The sequence below is a fragment of the Porphyrobacter sp. THAI-01a genome (genome assembly GCF_056868655.1).
The window spans coordinates 1,615,216-1,634,015 of record NZ_CP180579.1 but is presented as its reverse complement, the minus strand read 5'-3'; the positions used below and the strand labels follow the sequence as shown (position 1 = coordinate 1,634,015).

Genomic DNA, 18,800 nt, shown 5'->3' with positions numbered 1-18,800 from the left:
TCACATGACCGAATTCCTCCTCGAACTGCTCGACAAGGGCGGCTACCTCGGCATCTTCCTGCTGATGATGGCCGAGAACGTCTTCCCGCCGATCCCGTCGGAGGTGATCATGGGCGGGGCGGGGCTGCTGGTCGCCAGGGGCGAGATGACCTTCTGGGCGGTGTGGATCGTCGCCACGCTCGGCACGGTCGCCGGCAACCTGTTCTGGTACTGGATCGGAGTGCGCTGGAGCGAGGAACAGCTCAAGGCGATCATCGACCGCTGGGGCCGCTGGCTGACCTTCGAGTGGGACGAGTTCACAAAGGCGCGCAACATCTTCCGCAAATACGGCGACGGGATCGTCTTCGCGCTCCGGTTCTCGCCGATCCTGCGCACCATCGTCTCGCTGCCGGCGGGGCTGGCGCAGATGAAACTGTGGCGCTTCTGCCTGTTCACCTTCCTCGGCTCGGGGATCTGGAACGCGGTGCTGATCTTCGGCGGACGGGCGGCGGCCCCGCTGGTCGAGCGGTTCGAGAAGCTCGCCGGCTACGGCGTGGTTGCTTTCGTGCTCGCCGGGGTGGCGTTCTACATCTACCGCGTGGTGACGTGGAAGCCGGTCAAGGCGCACGAGGCCGAGGACAAGGCCTAACCCCTCGGGTGGGCCTTACGGTAGTTCTCCAGCAGCGCCGCCGCATCGACGCGGGTGTAGATCTGGGTCGATCCCAGTGAGGCGTGCCCGAGCAGTTCCTGCAAGCTCCTGAGATCCGCCCCCGCCCCCAGCAGGTGGGTGGCGAAGGAGTGCCTGAGCGCGTGCGGCGTGGCGGTGTCCGGCAACCCTAACGCGCGCCGCGCCTGTGCCATCGCGCGCTGCACCATTCCGGGCGAGAGCGGCCCGCCCTTGGCGCCCCGGAACAGCGGTTCTGCCGGAGCGAGCGGCCAGGGGCACTGGCGCACATAGTCTGCCACCGCCGCGCGCGTGATCGGCAGCACCGGCACCATGCGCTGCTTGCCGCCCTTGCCGGTCACTTGCAGCACCTCGCCCATCGCCCCGTCGCGTCCCTTTAGCGAGAGCGCCTCGGCGATGCGCAGGCCCGATCCGTACATCAGGAGCAGCACCGCCCTGTCGCGCGCGCCGATCCAGTCCTCGCCCGCGAGGCCATCGACGAGGTCGGCGAGGTTCGCGGCCTCGTCGGGGGTGACGGGGCGGGGGAGGCCCTTCTTGAGACGCGGTCCGCGCAGGCGCGGTGCGGCAGGGTCCGGGTCACCCGATTGGGTGCGGGCAAAGGCGATGAAGGCCTTCAATGCCGAAAGCTCGCGGGCGGTGCTGGCGTTGCCGAGCCCTTCGGTGCGCCGCGCGGCGAGGTGGGCCCGCAGGTGATGCGCCTCGGTCCGGGCGACCGACGGCCAATCCTCCAGCGCGTTTGCCGCCATCAACCGGGCGGCGGCGGCGACATAGGCGCGCACCGTATGGGGCGAGCGGCGGCGGTTGTCGGCAAGATGCGCGCGCCAGGCCTCGAGCAGGTCGGCAGCGCTCATGCCGCGACCAGCGTGTCGGCGACGAGTTCGGCGAGCAGCGCGTCGAGCACCCCCCGCCCCGGCGGCGCGACCCCGATCCGCGTGCCCTGCCTCCACATCATCCCGAGGCCGGCAAGCCGTGCGAGGGCGCCCTCATCGACAAGGCCGGCGACCGGCAGACCGAAGCGCGCCGAAAGTCCGGCAAGATCGACCCCCTCGGTCAGGCGAAGGCCCATCAGCAGCGCCTCGGCGGCCTGTTCGGGGATGGCCAGCGCGCGGGCCTCGGCGATCCCGTCGCCCTGCCGCGCCACGGCGGCGAGGTAGTTTTCGGGCTTCCTGTGCCGCACCGTCGCGATGCCGCCCCGCCGCCCGTGCGCACCCGGGCCGATCCCGGCGTAATCCTGATAGCGCCAATAGACGAGGTTGTGGCGGCTTTCCTCGCCCGGCCTTGCGTGATTGCTGGTCTCGTAGGCCGGCAGACCCGCCGCGCCGGTCAGGCTCTGGGTAATGTCGAAAAGCTCGGCCGCGGCGTCGTCATCCAGCGGCACGAGCCGCCCGCGCCGCACGTCGCTGGCGAAGCGCGTTCCCGGCTCGATCGTCAGCTGGTAGAGCGAGAGGTGACCGGTCCCGAAGCCCAGCGCGCGGGTCAGGCGCTTCTCCCACAGCTCCGGCGTATGGCCGGGCAGGGCATAGATCAGGTCGAAGCTAACCCGCCCGAAATGCGCCTGTGCCGTCTCCAGCGCCGCCAGCGCCTCGCCGGCCCCGTGGAGCCGCCCGAGGAACCGCAGTTCCGCATCGTCAAGCGACTGCACCCCCAGTGACAACCGGTTCACCCCCGCCGCCGCGAGTCCGGCGAAGTTCGCCGCCTCGACCGAGGAGGGATTGGCCTCCAGCGTGATCTCGATGGCCGGATCGAAGCCCCAAAGGCCTTCCGCCTCGGTCAGCAGCGCGGCGACGAGGGCAGGGGGCATTAGCGAGGGTGTGCCGCCGCCGAAGAAGATCGAGGTCAGCGTCTCCCCGCCGGCGACAGCCGCCTCTGCCCGCATGTCGGCGATCAGCGCGGCCTGCCACGCGGCAATGTCGACGCCCTCGCGCACGTGCGAGTTGAAGTCGCAATAAGGGCACTTCTTCGCGCAGAAGGGCCAGTGGATGTAGAGGGCGCGGGCCATGCCGCCAGTCTAGCCGCCGAACTGCTCCGCGACCAGCTTGGCGAAAGCATCGGCGCGGTGGCTGATGGCGTGCTTTTCCTCAGGCGGGATTTCCGCGAAGGTCAGCGCGCTGCCGGTCGGCACGAAGACCGGATCATAGCCGAAGCCGAGCGTGCCACGCGGCGGCCAGGTGAGGCTTCCGTTGCAGCGGCCCTCGTAGATGGCGTGCTCGCCGTCGGGCCACGCAATCGCCAGGACGCAGTGGAAGGCGGCGGCACGGTCCACATCGGGGCCCTTCTCGGCGAGCATCCCCTCGACCTTGCCCATCGCCATGTACCAGTCCCGCCCCGGCGCGCCCTCGAACCACTGCCGCTCGGCCCAGTCGGCGGTGTAGACGCCGGGGCGGCCATCGAGCGCCGCGACCGAAAGCCCGCTGTCGTCGGCGAGCGCGGCGAGGCCCGAAGCCTCGGCCGCCGCGCGCGCCTTGATCATGGCGTTCTGGGCGAAGGTGGTGCCCGTCTCGGCCGGCTCGGGCAGACCCAGCGATCCGGCGGAGATGCACTTCACCCCGTAAGGATCGAGCAGGGCACTGATTTCCTTGAGCTTGCCCGCATTGTGCGTGGCAATGACCAGCGTGCCGGAGCCAAGCCTTCTGGTCACTTCACGGCGTCCAGCTGTGTCGCGAAGATCCGGTCGCAGCCGATGCGGGCGAGGCGCAGGAGGCGCAGCAGGCCTTCCTCGTCATAGGTCGCGCCCTCGGCGGTGGCCTGCACCTCGGCGATCTTGCCGCCCGACAGGAGCACGAAATTGCCGTCGGCTTCGGCGTTCGAATCCTCGTCATAGTCGAGGTCGAGCACCGGCGTGCCCTTGTAGATGCCGCAGGAAATGCCGGCGACCTGCGCGGTGATAGGATCCTGCTTGATCTCGCCCGCTGCCATCAGCCCGTTGATGGCGAGCCTGAGCGCGATCCACGCGCCCGAGATCGCGGCGGTGCGGGTGCCGCCGTCGGCCTGGATCACGTCGCAATCGAGCGTGATCTGCCGCTCGCCGAGCTTCTGCAAGTCTACCACTGCGCGCAAGCTTCGACCGATAAGCCGCTGGATTTCCTGCGTACGGCCCGACTGCTTGCCCTTGGCGGCCTCGCGTGCCCCGCGGGTGTGGGTGGCGCGCGGGAGCATCGAATATTCCCCCGTCACCCAGCCTTCGCCCTTGCCTCGCATCCACGGCGGCACGCCTTTCTCGACGCTCGCGGTGCACAGCACCCGGGTGTCGCCGAAGCCGATCAGGCACGAGCCTTCCGCGTGCTTGGTGAAACCCGTCTCGATGGTGATGGCGCGCATTTCGTCGGGCGCGCGTCCTGAAGGGCGCATGATCTCTTGTCCTTTGATCCGTTCGCCCTGAGCTTGTCGAAGGGCTGTTTTTCTTTCGTCGCCATGCGCTAGAAGAAAGTGCAGGGCTCGGGCAAGCTCAGCCCGAACGGATTGAAAGAAAGTTGGCGATAGGGCCTGCACATCCATGACCTCGCTCCCCGTCACCGAACTGACCCAGCGCGCCCGTGAGATCTTCCGGCGCGTGGTCGAGGAATATATCGAGAGCGGACAGCCGGTCGGCTCCAAGACGCTGGCGGCGGACGGCACGCTCAACCTTTCGCCCGCCTCGATCCGCTCGGTGCTGGCCGACCTGGAAATGCTCGGCCTGCTCGCCGCACCGCATACCAGTGCCGGACGGATGCCGACCGATGCAGGCCTCAGGATCTTCGTCGACGGGATGATGCGCGTGGCCGAACCGACGCGCGAGGAACAGGCCGCGATCGAGGCGCGGCTCGCGGAGGCAGGGCCGGTCGAGGCCGCGCTGAAGCAGGCGAGCGCGATCCTCTCCGACCTGTCGGGAGCTGCGGGGATGGTGCTGGTGGCTCCGCGAGAACAGCGGCTCGCCCAGTTCTCCCTCGTCGACCTCGGGCAGGGCCGCGCGCTCGCGGTGCTGGTGGGCGAGGACGGGGGGGTGGAGAACCGCGTCGTCACCATCGGGGGCGCCCTGAACCCGGGGGCGCTCGATCGGGCGTCGAACTACATTACCGCGCGCCTCGCCGGGCGCACCCTTGCCGAGGCGGCGCAGGCGATGCGCGCCGAGATCAGCGCCGGACAGTCGCAGCTCGACGATGCCTCGCGCGATCTGGTCGAACGCGGCCTCGCGGTGTGGAGCCAGGACGCAGCCGCACGGCCCGTGCTGATCGTTCGCGGCGCGGCGAACCTGCTCGACGAGGCGGCGCTCGGCGATATCGAGCGGGTGCGGATGCTGCTGGAAGACCTCGAGAACAAGCAGTCGGTCGCCGAGCTGCTCGATTCGGCGCGCGAGGCCGAGGCGACCCGCATCTTCATCGGCTCGGAGAACCGCCTCTTCGCGCTTTCGGGCTCATCGGTGATCGCCTCGCCCTATCGCGACCGCGAGGGGCGGGTGGTCGGCGTGCTCGGCGTGATCGGCCCCACGCGGTTGAATTATGCGCGGGTTGTCCCCATGGTGGACCTCACCGCCCGTTCGCTGGGCAAGCTTATCGCTTGAATGGAAAGCCACACGACATGACCGACAACGACAAGCCGCTGGATCAGGCGGCGGAAGACGAATTGAAGGGCGTGCCCGAGCACCTGCGCGAGGGCGGCGAGGAAGCCGAGCCGCTGGCCGAGGCGCTCGAATCGCTCAAGCGCGATCTCGAGGCGGCGAAGCAGGAGGTGCTCTACGCCCAGGCCGAGACGCAGAACGTGCGCCGCCGCCTCGAGCGCGAGAAGGACGAAGCGCGCGCCTACGCCGCGACCGGCTTTGCCCGCGACATCCTGAGCGTCGCCGACAATCTCGCGCGCGCGATCGACGCGATCCCGCAGTCCCTGCGCGAGGACGAGAGCATGAAGGGCCTCGTCATCGGGCTGGAGGCGACCCAGCGCGAGCTCGAGAAGGTATTCGCCTCGAACGGCATCACCCGCATCGCCGCGGTCGGCCTGCCGCTCGATCCCAACCAGCACCAGGCGATGCTCGAGGTGCCGACCACGGATCACGAGCCGGGCACGGTGGTCTCGGAAATGCAGGCGGGCTGGATGATCAAGGACCGCCTGCTGCGCGCGGCGATGGTCGCGGTGGCGAAGGCGCCCGAATAACCGGGCTTTCGCGCCGCACGCACCCTGCGGCGCGGCGAGCCGAGGAACATCGCTGTCCCCTCTCCGGTAGGCTTGGGCCTAACCCGATCCATCGGAGAGATGACATGAACTATCGCCTTGCAACCCCGATCCTCGGCGCGGCCGCAGCCCTCTCGCTTGCCGCCTGTGCCGACAACTACGCCGTCGAGGGCGCCGGCGTCGGCGCTGCCGCAGGGGCCGCCGTCGGCGCTGTGACCGGCGGCGACATCGGCACGGGCGCCGCCATCGGTGCTGCCGCAGGCGGCGTTGGCGGCACGCTGATCAAGAAGCGCGACAACGGCGATTGCTACCGCGTCGACGCACAGGGACGCGAATACGCGGTGCGCTGTCCCGACTAACCCGCCCGGAAGGGCAGAATTCCGGCGTAGGTCGCGAGGTCGGGTGCCCCCCCCGCGACCTCGCCGCCTTCGCGCAGCAGGAAGGCATGGCGCACGATCTCGGCCTGCTGCTCGATCCCGTAGCGTTCGAGCGGCCAGCCCGGCTTCAGCGCATAGTCGTAGCGGCACCACGGATGGCGGCGCGTCACCAGATACCACCGCCCGCGGGTCTGCGTCTGCCAGACATGCACCATCTCGTGGATGAAGTGCGCCTGCCGCTCCAGCGGGGCGGCGGCGAAGTCGTCGCAGTAATGGGCGGCGAGCGGGTGGAAGTGGAGATGACCCATCGGCGCCATCGTCACCCCGCGCGGGTGGAGGGCAAAGAACTTGCGGCGCCGGATGCGCACCGGCGCGTAGTCGATCGCATCGCCGAACACCGAGCGCGCAAGGGCGACCTCGCCCGCCGTCAGGGGCCGCTCGCCGCCGACCGGGCAGGCAGGGGCGAGGACCTGAGCCTCGTTCAGCGTTCGTCCCCGGCGGCGCGCACCGGTGCATCGACGGTGGTGGTGCTGCCGTCCGACAGGGTCAGGGTCACCTTCGCGGTGCCGCCCGGCTTGAGCGCGTCGGTCGGCTCCATCGCCATCACGTGCAGACCGCCAGGCGCAAAGCTCACCGGCGCACCCTCGGCGAGGGTCACGGGCCCCGCCATGGTCATCTCCATCTTCCCCGCTGTCTCGGCATAGTCGTGGATCATGGTCATGCCTGCGCCCTCGACCGTCACATCCTCGAGCGTGACGCCCGCTGCGCCCGTATAGGCGAGGTCGAAATAGACCGCCGCCGGATTGCCCGCGACGGGCGGGAGCACGACGCGCGCATTGCTCACGGTTAGGCCGCTGGCTGCGGGGCTCGCGGTCTCGCCTGCAGGCGCGCCGGCCTCGGGGGCGCAGGCGGCAAGGCCGGGCAGGGCGAGGACAACCAGAGCGGCACATGCGACGGGTCGAAGGGAAATCACGCTTCAGTCTCCTTGTGGAAGGGCTCTGAATCTAGGGCGGGGCCTCTCTTGTGCCAAGCGAAACCACACCTATATCGCCGTCACAAACGAGCCGCCGAGGTGCTTTGCCGATATCCGGGAAGCCGAAGGCAGCGGTGTCCAACAATTGTCCTTATGGATGGGGAAACAATGGGTAAAGTAATCGGTATCGACCTCGGCACCACCAACTCCTGCGTTGCTGTCATGGACGGCGGCAAGCCCAAGGTCATCGAGAATTCGGAAGGCGCGCGCACCACGCCCTCGATCGTGGCCTTCACCAAGGATGGCCAGCGCCTGATCGGCCAGCCCGCCAAGCGGCAGGCGGTCACCAACCCCGACAACACCCTCTTCGCGATCAAGCGCCTGATCGGCCGCCGGTTCGACGATCCCATGACCAAGAAGGACATGGAGCTCGTTCCCTACAAGATCACCAAGGGCAAGAACGGCGATGCCTGGGTCAACGCCGGCGGCGAGGACTACAGCCCCTCGCAGGTTTCGGCCTTCATTCTCCAGAAGATGAAGGAAACCGCCGAAAGCTACCTCGGCGAGAGCGTGACGCAGGCCGTCATCACCGTGCCCGCCTATTTCAACGACGCCCAGCGTCAGGCGACCAAGGATGCCGGCCAGATCGCCGGCCTCGAGGTGCTGCGCATCATCAACGAGCCGACGGCCGCAGCGCTCGCCTATGGCCTCGACAAGGAAGACGGCAAGACCATCGCGGTCTACGACCTCGGCGGCGGCACCTTCGACGTTTCGATCCTCGAGATCGGTGACGGCGTGTTCGAGGTGAAGTCGACCAACGGCGACACCTTCCTTGGCGGTGAAGACTTCGACAACGCGATCGTCGAGTTCCTCGCGGATTCCTTCAAGAAGAAGGAGCAGATGGACCTCAAGACCGACAAGCTCGCCCTCCAGCGGCTCAAGGAAGCCGCCGAAAAGGCCAAGATCGAGCTGTCGAGCGCGGCGACCACCGAAATCAACCTGCCCTTCATCACCGCGCGCATGGAAGGCGGCAGCACCACCCCGCTGCACCTCGTCGAGACGATCACCCGCGCCGACCTCGAGAAGATGGTCGACGGGCTGATCCAGCGCACGCTCGAGCCCTGCAAGAAGGCGCTCGCCGATGCGGGCATCACCAAGGATCAGGTCGACGAGGTGATCCTCGTCGGCGGCATGACCCGCATGCCCAAGGTGCGCGAGGTCGTGGAGCAGTTCTTCGGTGCGAAGCCCCACACCGGCGTGAACCCCGATGAAGTCGTCGCGATGGGCGCGGCGATCCAGGCGGGCGTGCTCCAGGGCGACGTCAAGGACGTGCTGCTGCTCGACGTGACCCCGCTCTCGCTCGGCATCGAGACGCTGGGCGGCGTGTTCACCCGCATGATCGACCGCAACACCACCATCCCGACCAAGAAGACCCAGACCTACTCGACCGCCGAGGACAACCAGAACGCGGTGACGATCAAGGTCTATCAGGGCGAGCGCGAGATGGCGGCGGACAACAAGCTGCTCGGCAATTTCGACCTGATCGGTATCCCGCCGGCCCCGCGCGGCGTGCCGCAGATCGAAGTGACCTTCGACATCGACGCCAACGGCATTGTCTCGGTCTCGGCGCGCGACAAGGGCACCGGCAAGGAACAGACGATCAAGATCCAGGCCTCGGGCGGTCTCTCGGATGCCGACATCGATCAGATGGTCAAGGACGCCGAGAAGTTCGCCGAGGAGGACAAGAAGCGCCGGGCGGCCGCGGAAGCGCGCAATCAGGCCGACAGCCTTGTCCACGCGACCGAAAAGCAGCTCGAGGAGCACGGGTCCAAGATCGACGCCGCGACCAAGAGCGACGTCGAGGCCGCGATCGCCGCGGTCAAGGCCGCGCTCGAAGGCGGCGATCCGGATGACATCAACGCCAAGGCGCAGGCGCTCACCCAGGCGGCGATGAAGATGGGCCAGCAGATCTACGAAGCCCAGCAGGCCGCCGGCCCCGAAGGCGAGGCCGCGCCGGCCGACGAGGCTCCGGCCGAGGACGTGGTCGACGCCGAGTTTTCCGAGGTCGACGAAGACAAGAAGGGCTAAGGCCCCGATGCAACCCACAGGCCCGTCGCAGCGCCCGGATCACGTATCCGGCGCGGCGGCGGGTGGTGGTCACGGGGATTAGGTCACGCACATGTCCAGCGCCCAGCTCGATTATTACGCCACGCTCGAGGTCACCCGCGATTGCGACGGGGCGACCCTCAAGAGCGCCTACCGCAAGCTCGCCATGAAGTATCACCCGGACCGCAATCCGGGCGATGCCACCTGCGAGGCCAAGTTCAAGGCGATCAACGAGGCCTATGACTGCCTCAAGGACCCGCAGAAGCGTGCGGCCTATGACCGCTACGGGCACGAGGCCTTCACGCAGGGGATGAACGGCGGGGGCGGGGGCGGCCCGTTCGGCGGCGGCTTCGGCGGCCGGGGCGGCGGCGACTTCGCCGATATCGGCGACATCTTCGAGACGATCTTCGGCGGCGCCTTCGGCGGCGGCGGGGGCCAGCGCCAGCAGAACCGGCGCGGCGCGGATCTGCGCTACGACATGCAGGTCACGCTCGAGGAGGCCTTCCACGGCAAGTCGAGCGAGATCGAGATCGAGGTCTCGCAAGCCTGCGACACCTGCGACGGCACCGGCGCCACCCCTGGCACCAGCGAACGCCAGTGCAACCTGTGCCACGGCATGGGGAGCGTGCGCGCCAAGCAGGGCCTGTTCGTGATCGAGCGCCCGTGCCCGACCTGCAACGGCCGCGGCACGGTGATCGAGAACCCCTGCCGCGTCTGCCGCGGGGAAGGCCGCGTCGACAAGGCCCAGACCCTCAAGGTCGACATCCCCGCAGGGGTCGACACGGGCACCCGCATTCGCCTTCAGGGCAAGGGCGAGGCCGGCCAGCGCGGCGCGCCTCCGGGCGATCTCTACATTTTCCTCCACGTGAAGCCGCACCCCGTGTTCGAACGCGAGGGCACGACGCTTGCGACGCGTGTGCCGGTCAGCTTCACCACCGCCGCGCTCGGCGGCTGTGTCGAGATCCCCGATCTCGACGGCTCGACCAACCGGCTCGACATTCCGGCGGGCATCCAGTCGGGCAAGCAGCTACGCATCCGCGGCGCCGGGATGCCCGTGCTCCAGGGCCGCGGACGCGGCGATCTGGTGGCGGAGATCGTGGTCGAAACGCCCACGAGACTCTCGCGCCGTCAGAAGGAGCTGCTCGAGGAGTTCAAGGCGACCGAAACGGGCGACGAATGCCCCGAAAGCCGCAGCTTCTTCGCCAAGCTCAAGGACGCGTTCGGTAGCTGAGCGTGCTGCCCTCGCTCCTCATCATTGACGATTTCCTTGCCGACCCCTGGGCGGCGCGGCGGGCGGCGCTGGGGCTGGACTATGATCCGGCGCGACAGCACGGCAATTTCCCGGGGCTCAACTCCTCGCAGCCGCTCGATACCGCGCCAATCGACACTGCGGTCTCGCGCCTGCTCGGGGTGAGGCTCACCTCCGCGCCCGGCACGCAGCACGGCCATTGCCGTCTTACCCGCAAGGGCGCGAAGGGCCGGAGCGGGGTGCATATCGACCCGGCCGCCTATTCGGGCATCCTCTATCTCTCGCGCCCCGAGGATTGCGCCAAGCCGGATGCGGGCGGCACCGATTTCTTCCGCCACAGGCGCACCGGGCTCGAAGCCGTGCCGCAGGACGCGGCGAAGATCGCCGCCTCGGGCTATGGGGACATCAACGCGCTGGTCGAGGACGTGGTCAACAAGGACACCACAAGTCCGGCCAAGTGGGAGCGCGTCATGCGCGTGCCCGCCCGCTTCAACCGGCTGCTGCTGTTCTCGCCCTGGCAGTTCCACGATGCCGCCCCGGGCTTCGGCACCACGCCGGAGGATTCGCGCCTCGTGATGCTGCTGTTCTTCGGGGTGGTCAAACCTTAGAACCGTTCGTGCTGAGCTTGTCGAACCACTGCTTTTCCTTTTCGATAGCGGGGTTTGTAAGCGAAAGGAAAGACGGCCCTTCGACAAGCTCAGGGCGAACGGAAGCCGAGCGCAATTGCTAGCCCATCCGCTCGCGCACTTCCAACCGCACCTGTTCGACCAGCCCGCGCTGGCAGCGACCGGCGCTCTCCTCCTCGTCGAGCACCGCAAGGAACACCGACCGCTTGGCGGCGCGCACCGCTTCGCCCGAGACGCCGCCGGTGACGGTCGATGCGACGAGATCGATCATCCGCTCCGCCCCGTGCAGGCGGCCCCAGAGGTAATCGTTCTCGCGGTAATCGCGGCTGAAGAAGGCGCCGAAATTGTAGAACTCGATGCCCCTGAGCGTCGCCGTCGTCCCGCCGCCGCGGATGCTGAGCGCATCGTCGGGGGAGATGCGGTCGATCTTCACAGGATTGAACTCGTCCAGCCCCTCGCGCCGCGACAGGGGCAGGGTGGCGACATCGTAGAAGGGAAAGCCGAGATAGGTGAGCAGCATCCGCCGCTTGAGGTTCTTCGGCATGTCCTCGAGCGCGTCGATCAGCTGCTCCTCCGCGGCCAGATCCGTGGCGGGCAGGAGCCGCTGGGTGGCGAGCAAATCGAGCACCGCGCCCGGATTGCGGATCCCGTCTACGGCAAGCTCGCGGAAACGGGACGCGCGCAACACGTCCTCGTCGGCGCGATAGTAGAGCGCGAGGATCTCGTAGAGCCGGTCGCGCGCGCGGTCGAGCGCGTCCTCGGCGATGTCGGGATCGACCTGCCAGTCGCGCGCGAGCTTGCGGGCGAGGAGTTGCAGGCGGCGGATGCGGAAGCCTGTGTCGTGGGCGCGGAAGAAGGCGATCGCGCCGGCCGTGGCGCCGCCTTGCGCATCGGTCAGCCCGTCGAGCCCCCGCGCCTCCAGCTCGCACCGAAACGCCCGCACCAGCGGCGCCGTGTCGCCGAGCGGCTGACCCGCGGCCTTGAGCGTCAGGCGCGCGAGCTGGTCGAGGATGCCCTCGAACTTGGTCAGCGCATAGGCCCCGAAGGCATAACCCGCGCGCTCGGCGGCGGCCTGCTGTGCCTTGGCGCGCCACCCGGCGAGGCGCTTGGGCGTGGGGCGGTCGAGCAGGAAGGTGTAGCCGAACAGCTTCTCCACCGCGCGGTCGATATCGCCCTGGAGGTCCATGACGATGCGCTTCAACCGGGCGGCGTCGCGCGATTGCTGTTCGATGCGTTCCAGATCGTCGCGGATCGGCTGTTCGCGCGGGATGGTCGAGAGCGAGCCGAAGATCGCGCCGAAGAAGCCGACCTTGCGAGACGCAGGCCCCGTCATCGCCGCGCCGCCTTCCGGGCGCGGGTCGAGATAGACGAAGCGCCGGTCGACCTCGCGCTGGGCCGGACGGCCATAGAGCGCCGCAAGCGCGGCTCCGAAGGGCGCGTTGACCAGCACCGCCCCGTCGATCAGCGCGACCTCTCCCACGGTGCCCCGCGCGACGTGCGCGGGCATGATGCGGGCAAGGAACGCCTCGCGCGTGGCCCAGTGATGCCCCTCGGCCTCGGCCAGACGGTCAATCTCGGCGAGCGTGAGCGGCGGGAAGGCGCCCGGGAAGCTCGCGGTGGCGCGGGCCGCGAGCACCAGTTCGAGCGGATCGGCCAGCACCCCGCCATCGCCGGTGCGCGCGCGGAAATTGATCGGCAGGCGGTGCTCGGTCTCCTCGACCTCGAGCGGGGAGTTGAGGCGCAATGTCTCCGGGTGCCCGCGGAAGTCGGTGACCGTCACTGCGAGGTCGACCGGATAGCCGGGGGGCAGCAGCGGGATGCCGTCGCCTTCCGCCTCCATCTTCCTGAAGGCCTCGTAGAGCATCGCCGAAAAGCGCGCGCCCGAGAAGGGCGGGCTGAACCAGCGCCCGCGCACGAGGCGCGAGACCTTGGCCCGCACCTCGGCCCGCGTCTCCGGCGAGACGGTCGCACTGACAGCGTTGCCCGGCCGCGAGAGGAACCATTCGGCGATCGGCTGGGCCCAGAGCTTGGCATAGCGCCACATCGGCTCGGCCTCGGGATCGGTCAGCTCGCTCACGTCGGCATTGGTCAGCCACAGGTCGGTCAGCGGCTCCAGGCTGTGCCCGGCGTGGATCGCCTGGGCGAGGAACACCGCGTTGATCCCGCCCGCGCTCGCCCCGGTGAGGATGTCGGGAAGCACGCGCAGGCGCAGGCCCTGCTGCTGCTCGATGGTGCGCAGGAAATCGCGATAGGCCGCCGCCACGCCCTCGAGCGGCACCGCGGCGGGGTGATGGAAGGCACGGCTCGCGCGGGCGAGGTGCCAGACCTCCTTGGTGATCCCGTGCATGTAGACCGCAAGGCTGACCCCGCCATAACATACCAGGGCTAGGCGCAATTCCTTCTGGCGCATGGCGACTGTCTAGCGGGGAAGACAGGCGGGATGCAATTGCGTTCAGCATCTGTTCTCGTTATGGCGCGTGCCTATGGCAAAAACCAAGCGCCGTTACGTGTGCCAGGAATGCGGCTCGGTCTCGCACCGCTGGCAGGGGCAATGCGCCGATTGCGGGCAGTGGAACACGCTGGTGGAGGACGTCCCGGCGACGGTGTTCTCGCAAAAGCACGACCTTTCGAGCGGCGGACGGCCGGTGGCCTTCGAGCCGCTCAACGCGCCCGCGACCCTGCCGGTGAGGAAGTCGACCGGTCTTGCCGAGTTCGACCGCGCACTGGGCGGCGGGCTGGTGCCCGGCTCGGCGGTGCTGCTCGGCGGCGATCCGGGGATCGGCAAGTCGACCCTCCTGCTCCAGACCGCGGCGACCATCGCGCGGGGCGGCAATGATGTCGTCTATGTCAGCGGCGAGGAGGCGGCCGGGCAGGTCCGCCTGCGCGCCTCGCGCATGGGCGTGGCCGACGCGCCGATCCGGCTCGCCTCGGAAACCTCGGTCCGCGATATCCTGACCACGCTCGGGATGGGCCCGCCGCCCGCGCTGCTGGTGATCGATTCTATCCAGACGATGCATTCCGACACGATCGAGGGCGCGCCCGGCACGGTGTCGCAGGTCCGCGGCTGCGCGCTGGAGCTGATCCGCTACGCCAAGGAGAGCGGCTGCGCGCTGGTGCTGGTCGGCCATGTCACCAAGGACGGCACCATCGCCGGCCCGCGCGTGCTGGAACACATGGTCGATGTGGTGATGAGCTTCGAGGGCGAACGCTCGCACCAGTATCGCATCCTGCGTGCGCTGAAGAACCGCTTCGGCGCGGTCGACGAGATCGGGGTCTTCGCCATGGCCACCGAGGGGCTGGAGGAGGTCGCCAACCCCTCGCTGCTGTTCCTCTCGGGCCGCGAGACGCCGCTCGCCGGGAGCGCGGTGTTCCCGGCGCTGGAGGGCACGCGGCCCGTGCTGGTCGAGATCCAGGCGCTGATCGTGCGCCTGCAATCGGGCGCGACCCCGCGGCGGGCGGTGGTGGGGTGGGACAGCGGGCGCCTCGCCATGCTGCTCGCCGTGCTCGAATCGCGCTGCGGGCTGAATTTCTCCTCGGCCGAGGTCTATCTCAACATTGCCGGCGGCTATCGCCTGACCGACCCCGCCGCCGACCTTGCCGTCGCCGCCGCGCTGGTCTCGGCGCTCGCCGACCGGCCGCTGCCCGACAAGGCCGCGTGGTTCGGCGAGGTCAGCCTTGCAGGCGAGATCCGCCCCGTCGCCCACGCCCCGCTGCGCCTGCGCGAGGCCGCCAAGCTCGGCTTTGTGCGCTGCTACGGCCCGGCGGGCGCAGCGACGGGCGACAAGGGCGCGCAATATCGCGGTTTGCCGGCGCTTGCGAACCTCGTTGACCAGGTGATGGGCAGCGCATAGACCTCGCGCCCATGGCCGGTCTCGACATCATCATCGCCATCATCGTGGGCGTCGCCGCCATCGGCGGATTCATGCGCGGGCTCGTGCAGGAAGTCCTCAGCCTCGCCTCGTGGATCATGGCGGCGATCGCGCTGCACTTTCTCCACCCCGGCCTGACAGAGGGCCTGCGCAATTTCTACCGTGCCGAACCGGCCGTTTCGCTGCTGGCCTTCGCGCTCCTGCTCCTGATCCCCTATGCGGCCATGAAGGTCATCATCGGCAATGCCAGCAGCGCATCGGACGGCGCGGTGCTGGGACCGATCGACCGGGTGCTCGGCTTCGGCTTCGGCGCGGTCAAGGGCGCGCTGATGGCGGTCTTCGCCTTCGCGATGCTGGTCACCGGCTTCGACGAGAGCTGGGGCTACACCGGCCGCCCGCAATGGATCACCGGTGCACGCACCTATCCGGCCGCCGATGCCTTCTCGCGCCAGCTGCTGCCCTCGATCGCGATCCGGCGCGACCGGCTGCGCGGCGAGAACGAGGCGCGCGAGGCGGCGGCGGCCCGGTTCGCCAAGTAAGCGCCGGTGAACGCGCGCGCATCGACAAGGCTCTATTCGCCCGAACTCCTGTCGCTGGCGACGGCGCTGGCAGCATTTCCGCTCGCTGACGACCTGCCGCTCCGCGCCGAGGCGCGCTCGCGCAGCTGCGGCAGCGTGATCGCGCTCGGGATGGCGCTGGACGGGGCGGGGCAGGTCGCAAGGGTCGGGATGCAGGTCAGCGCCTGCGCGATCGGACAGGCTTCGGCGGCGCTGCTGGCGCAGGGCGCGCCGGGCGCTCCGGCAGAGGACCTCCACCGCACCCTTTCCGCGCTCGAGGCGTGGCTGGCGGGCGAGGGCGCGCTGCCGTCATGGCCGGGAATCGCGGCGCTCGCTCCCGCACAGGGGCACCCCGGGCGCCACGGCGCGCTGCTCTTGCCGTGGAAGGCCGCCGTCGCGGCGCTTTCAAGCGGCGCGGACGCGCGCTAGGGACGTGTCCCGAGAAGCTGCCTCGGGCGGCAAAGGGGATAAGAGAAACATGGCAGAGGCGCAGGCGCTCGCTGACCGCGAGCCGTCAGAACAGGAAATCCGGCTGGTGATCGGCGCATCGTCCGCCGGCACCATCTTCGAGTGGTACGATTTCTTCATCTACGGCACGCTCGCCTACATCCTCAAGGACGCCTTCTACGCCACCGACAACGAGACGCTGGGGCTCCTGCTGGTGTGGTCGACCTTCGCGGTCGGCTTTGCCTTCCGCCCGCTGGGTGCGGTGCTGTTCGGCTTTCTGGGGGACAGGCTGGGGCGCAAATACACCTTCCTCGTCACCGTCACCCTCATGGGGATCGCGACCGCCGGCGTGGGTCTGATCCCGACAGTCGACACCATCGGCATGGCGGCGCCGATCATCGTGATCCTGCTGCGGGTGATTCAGGGCCTTGCGCTCGGCGGCGAATATGGCGGTGCGGCGATCTATGTCGCCGAGCACGCCCCGCCCGAAAAGCGCGGCTTCTACACCAGCTTCATCCAGGCCAGCGTGGCAGGAGGCTTTGTCCTGTCGATCATCGTCGTGCTGGCCTGCCGCGCGCTGATCCCCGCCGATGCCTTTGCCGCATGGGGCTGGCGCGTGCCCTTCCTGCTTTCGATCATCCTCCTTCTGATCTCGCTGTGGATGCGCCTCAAGCTGTCGGAAAGCCCGGTGTTCCAGGCGATGAAGGCGGCCGGCGAAACCTCGGGCAACCCCTTCGTCGAGAGCATGACCTATCCCGGCAATCCCAAGCGTCTGTTCGTCGCGCTGTTCGGGATCACCGGCATCCTTACGACGATCTGGTACACGGCCTTCTTCTCGGGGATGAGCTTCCTGCGCGGGCCGATGCATGTCGATGATCTGACGGTCGAGCTGGTGCTGCTGGTGTCGGGCCTGATCGCCATGAGTTTCTACATCGTGGTCGGCAAGTGGTCCGACCGGGTCGGGCGCAAGCTGCCGATCATCGTCGGATCGGTGCTGACGCTGGCGCTGCTTTTCCCGCTGTTCTGGCTCATGGGGAGCCTCGCCAACCCCGGAATCGCCGAGGCGGCAGAACGCGCCCCGGTGGTGGTGAGCGGCCCGGCCTGCGAGACCGATCCCTTCGCCGAGCTGTTCCAGCGCGACCAGACCGATTGCGGCAAGGTGCTCGAGACCCTGACCGCCGCGGGCGTGCCCTACACCCTGACCGCGGGCGATGCGGTCACGCTCAGCGTCGGCGGGGAGCCGGTGCCGGTCGATCCGGCATGGTTCGCCGACGGAGCGGCGCGCAAGGCGGGGATTCAGGGCGCTCTCGGGCAATACGGGTTTGACTTCGCCAAGCAGCAACCGCCTCTCGCCAACATCATCGGCATCGTCGGCGTGCTGCTGGTGCTGGGGCTGCTCTCGGCGCTGACTTATGGTTCGGTTGCCGCGCTCCTCTCAGAGATGTTTCCGGCCCGCATCCGCTATTCCTCGATGTCGATCCCCTACCACATCGGCGCGGGCTATCTCGGCGGGTTCCTGCCCCTGATCGCCGGCGTGATCGTGGCCCGCACCGGGGATATCTATTCGGGCCTGTGGTACACTTGGGCGGTGGTCGCCTTCGGCCTGCTGGTCGCATGGTGGGGCATTCCGGGAGGCCCGCCGCGAGACTTTGTCGATGAATGAAAGCTATCGGGCAGCGATGGGCACCGTTCCAGACCCCCTGCTGCCTCCGCCCAGTCTGCGCCTGACCGTCGATCGCGAGGCCCTCGCGGCCAATTGGCGGGCGCTCGATGCGCTCTCGGGCGCGGCGACCGCGGGAGCTGCGGTCAAGGCGGACTGCTACGGCCTCGGTGTGGACACCTGCGTTCCGGTGCTCAGGGATGCGGGGTGCGAGACCTTCTTCGTCGCCCACTGGAGCGAGGTTGCGGGGGTGATTGCCCACGTCCCCGCCGAACAGGTGGCAGTGCTCCACGGCCCGTTGACGAGCGAAGATTGCGCCTATGCCCGCGCGAGCGGGGCGGTGCCCGTGATCAATTCGCTCGAACAGGCCGCAATGTGGACAAACAGCGGGGGCGGGCGCTGCCATCTGATGGTCGACACCGGGATCAACCGGCTCGGCATCGCGCTGGCCGAAGCGGGCGATCCGCGGATCGCCGCGCTCGAGATCGACTTACTGATGAGCCACCTCGCCAGTGCCGACGAGACCACGGCGATGAACCGGATGCAGGCCGAACTGCTGCGCGAGGCGGCCGGGATCGTTCCGCACCGGCGGCTCAGCCTCGCCAACAGCGCAGGCATCGCGCTGGGAGAGAACTTCGCCTTCGACGTGACGCGCCCGGGCCTTGCGCTCTACGGCGGGGTGCCGCGCCCGGAACTGGCCGGCACGATCCGCCCCGTCGCCCGCGTCGAGGCGCGCCTGCTGCAATGCCGCCAGCTCGCGCCGGGCGAGGGCGTGGGCTACAATTCGGTCTTCATTGCGCCAACCCACATGCGGGTCGGCACTGTCTCGATCGGCTATGCCGACGGGTTCCTGCGCAGCCGCGGCCCGGGCAACGCGCTCCATCATCAGGGCCGGCCGCTACCGATCCTCGGCAAGGTGTCGATGGACATGGTGGTGGTCGATCTGGGTGCGGCACCCGATCTTGTGGCCGGAGACTGGCTCGAGGTTCCCTGGGACATCGCCGATGCTGCGCAGCAAAATGCTCTCTCGCCTTACGAAATGCTGACGGTGATCGGCGCGCGCCTGCGCCGCGGTTGACAGATTCCGGCGCGGTTGTTGCACCGCAGCGTGTGCAGGTGCTAAGGAGCAA

Annotated in this window: 19 protein-coding genes; 12 read left to right on the top strand and 7 right to left on the bottom strand. The window is 68.7% G+C overall.

All coding sequences use genetic code 11. The features are described 5' to 3' along the window. Nucleotides 1-4 precede the first annotated feature (4 nt). Complete coding sequence (locus ACMX37_RS07925; RefSeq protein ID WP_483148302.1) at nt 5-628, top strand: DedA family protein; 624 nt, start codon at nt 5-7, stop codon at nt 626-628. Here ACMX37_RS07925 and ACMX37_RS07920 read toward each other — a convergent pair. Genes ACMX37_RS07920 through rph form a run of 4 tightly spaced genes read right to left on the bottom strand, consistent with a single transcriptional unit; the run spans nt 625 to nt 4,012 of the window. Further along, on the bottom strand, nt 625-1,515 hold the full coding sequence (locus ACMX37_RS07920; protein WP_483148301.1) for a tyrosine recombinase XerC: 891 nt from the start codon (nt 1,513-1,515) through the stop codon (nt 625-627). The genes ACMX37_RS07925 and ACMX37_RS07920 overlap by 4 nt on opposite strands. After that, entirely contained in the window at nt 1,512-2,663 is a 1,152-nt protein-coding gene (gene hemW / locus ACMX37_RS07915) for a radical SAM family heme chaperone HemW (RefSeq protein WP_483148300.1), read from the bottom strand. Before hemW ends, ACMX37_RS07920 begins: the two co-directional genes overlap by 4 nt. 9 nt (nt 2,664-2,672) lie before the next feature. After that, nucleotides 2,673-3,302, bottom strand: coding sequence for an RdgB/HAM1 family non-canonical purine NTP pyrophosphatase (rdgB, locus tag ACMX37_RS07910; protein WP_483148299.1), 630 nt, complete (start codon nt 3,300-3,302; stop codon nt 2,673-2,675). Continuing rightward, nucleotides 3,299-4,012 (bottom strand): ribonuclease PH, encoded by a 714-nt coding sequence (gene rph, locus ACMX37_RS07905; protein WP_483148298.1) that lies wholly within the window; start codon nt 4,010-4,012, stop codon nt 3,299-3,301. The genes rdgB and rph overlap by 4 nt, the downstream gene beginning before the upstream one ends. 145 nt (nt 4,013-4,157) lie before the next feature. On the opposite strand from rph, the gene hrcA reads away from it, so the two are divergent. The 3 genes from hrcA (at nt 4,158) to ACMX37_RS07890 (ending at nt 6,165) form a co-directional block, all read left to right on the top strand. Further along, nucleotides 4,158-5,201, top strand: coding sequence for a heat-inducible transcriptional repressor HrcA (hrcA, locus tag ACMX37_RS07900; protein WP_483148297.1), 1,044 nt, complete (start codon nt 4,158-4,160; stop codon nt 5,199-5,201). Nucleotides 5,202-5,218: 17 nt separating this feature from the next. Further along, a complete protein-coding gene (locus tag ACMX37_RS07895; RefSeq protein WP_483148296.1) occupies nt 5,219-5,788 on the top strand; it encodes a nucleotide exchange factor GrpE in 570 nt (189 codons plus the stop codon). 104 nt (nt 5,789-5,892) lie between these two features. Further along, the gene (locus ACMX37_RS07890) at nt 5,893-6,165 is read left to right on the top strand and encodes a glycine zipper family protein (RefSeq protein ID WP_483148295.1); all 273 of its coding nucleotides are present in this window, start codon (nt 5,893-5,895) and stop codon (nt 6,163-6,165) included. Here ACMX37_RS07890 and ACMX37_RS07885 read toward each other — a convergent pair. Together ACMX37_RS07885 and ACMX37_RS07880 are read right to left on the bottom strand one after the other, a co-directional pair. Then, the gene (locus ACMX37_RS07885) at nt 6,162-6,581 is read right to left on the bottom strand and encodes a vgr related protein (RefSeq protein ID WP_483148294.1); all 420 of its coding nucleotides are present in this window, start codon (nt 6,579-6,581) and stop codon (nt 6,162-6,164) included. The genes ACMX37_RS07890 and ACMX37_RS07885 overlap by 4 nt on opposite strands. 83 nt (nt 6,582-6,664) lie before the next feature. Further along, complete coding sequence (locus ACMX37_RS07880; protein WP_483148293.1) at nt 6,665-7,156, bottom strand: copper chaperone PCu(A)C; 492 nt, start codon at nt 7,154-7,156, stop codon at nt 6,665-6,667. Between the two features lie 168 nt (nt 7,157-7,324). Between ACMX37_RS07880 and dnaK the strand changes: the two genes are divergently transcribed. The 3 genes from dnaK to ACMX37_RS07865 all read left to right on the top strand — a co-directional run bounded on the left by dnaK (nt 7,325) and on the right by ACMX37_RS07865 (nt 11,119). Further along, on the top strand, nt 7,325-9,244 hold the full coding sequence (gene dnaK, locus ACMX37_RS07875) for a molecular chaperone DnaK (RefSeq protein WP_483148292.1): 1,920 nt from the start codon (nt 7,325-7,327) through the stop codon (nt 9,242-9,244). A gap of 91 nt (nt 9,245-9,335) precedes the next feature. After that, nucleotides 9,336-10,493 (top strand): molecular chaperone DnaJ, encoded by a 1,158-nt coding sequence (gene dnaJ, locus ACMX37_RS07870; RefSeq protein WP_483148291.1) that lies wholly within the window; start codon nt 9,336-9,338, stop codon nt 10,491-10,493. A 2-nt stretch (nt 10,494-10,495) separates the two neighbouring features. Beyond that, nucleotides 10,496-11,119: a DUF6445 family protein gene (locus tag ACMX37_RS07865; protein WP_483148290.1), complete on the top strand. Its 624-nt coding sequence runs from the start codon at nt 10,496-10,498 to the stop codon at nt 11,117-11,119. Between the two features lie 118 nt (nt 11,120-11,237). Here the strand turns inward: ACMX37_RS07865 and ACMX37_RS07860 are convergent, their stop codons facing one another. Continuing rightward, nucleotides 11,238-13,547 (bottom strand): patatin-like protein, encoded by a 2,310-nt coding sequence (locus ACMX37_RS07860; RefSeq protein WP_483148289.1) that lies wholly within the window; start codon nt 13,545-13,547, stop codon nt 11,238-11,240. A 73-nt stretch (nt 13,548-13,620) separates the two neighbouring features. Here ACMX37_RS07860 and radA point away from each other — a divergent pair, with 73 nt between their 5' ends. Genes radA through alr form a run of 5 tightly spaced genes read left to right on the top strand, consistent with a single transcriptional unit; the run spans nt 13,621 to nt 18,748 of the window. Then, nucleotides 13,621-14,988, top strand: coding sequence for a DNA repair protein RadA (gene radA / locus ACMX37_RS07855; protein WP_483148288.1), 1,368 nt, complete (start codon nt 13,621-13,623; stop codon nt 14,986-14,988). Nucleotides 14,989-14,999: 11 nt separating this feature from the next. Then, on the top strand, nt 15,000-15,545 hold the full coding sequence (locus ACMX37_RS07850; protein WP_483148287.1) for a CvpA family protein: 546 nt from the start codon (nt 15,000-15,002) through the stop codon (nt 15,543-15,545). A 6-nt stretch (nt 15,546-15,551) separates the two neighbouring features. Next, entirely contained in the window at nt 15,552-15,992 is a 441-nt protein-coding gene (locus tag ACMX37_RS07845; RefSeq protein ID WP_483148286.1) for an iron-sulfur cluster assembly scaffold protein, read from the top strand. Between the two features lie 49 nt (nt 15,993-16,041). Next, a complete protein-coding gene (locus tag ACMX37_RS07840; protein WP_483148285.1) occupies nt 16,042-17,673 on the top strand; it encodes an MFS transporter in 1,632 nt (543 codons plus the stop codon). Further along, entirely contained in the window at nt 17,666-18,748 is a 1,083-nt protein-coding gene (gene alr / locus ACMX37_RS07835) for an alanine racemase (protein WP_483148284.1), read from the top strand. Before ACMX37_RS07840 ends, alr begins: the two co-directional genes overlap by 8 nt. Nucleotides 18,749-18,800 lie beyond the last annotated feature (52 nt).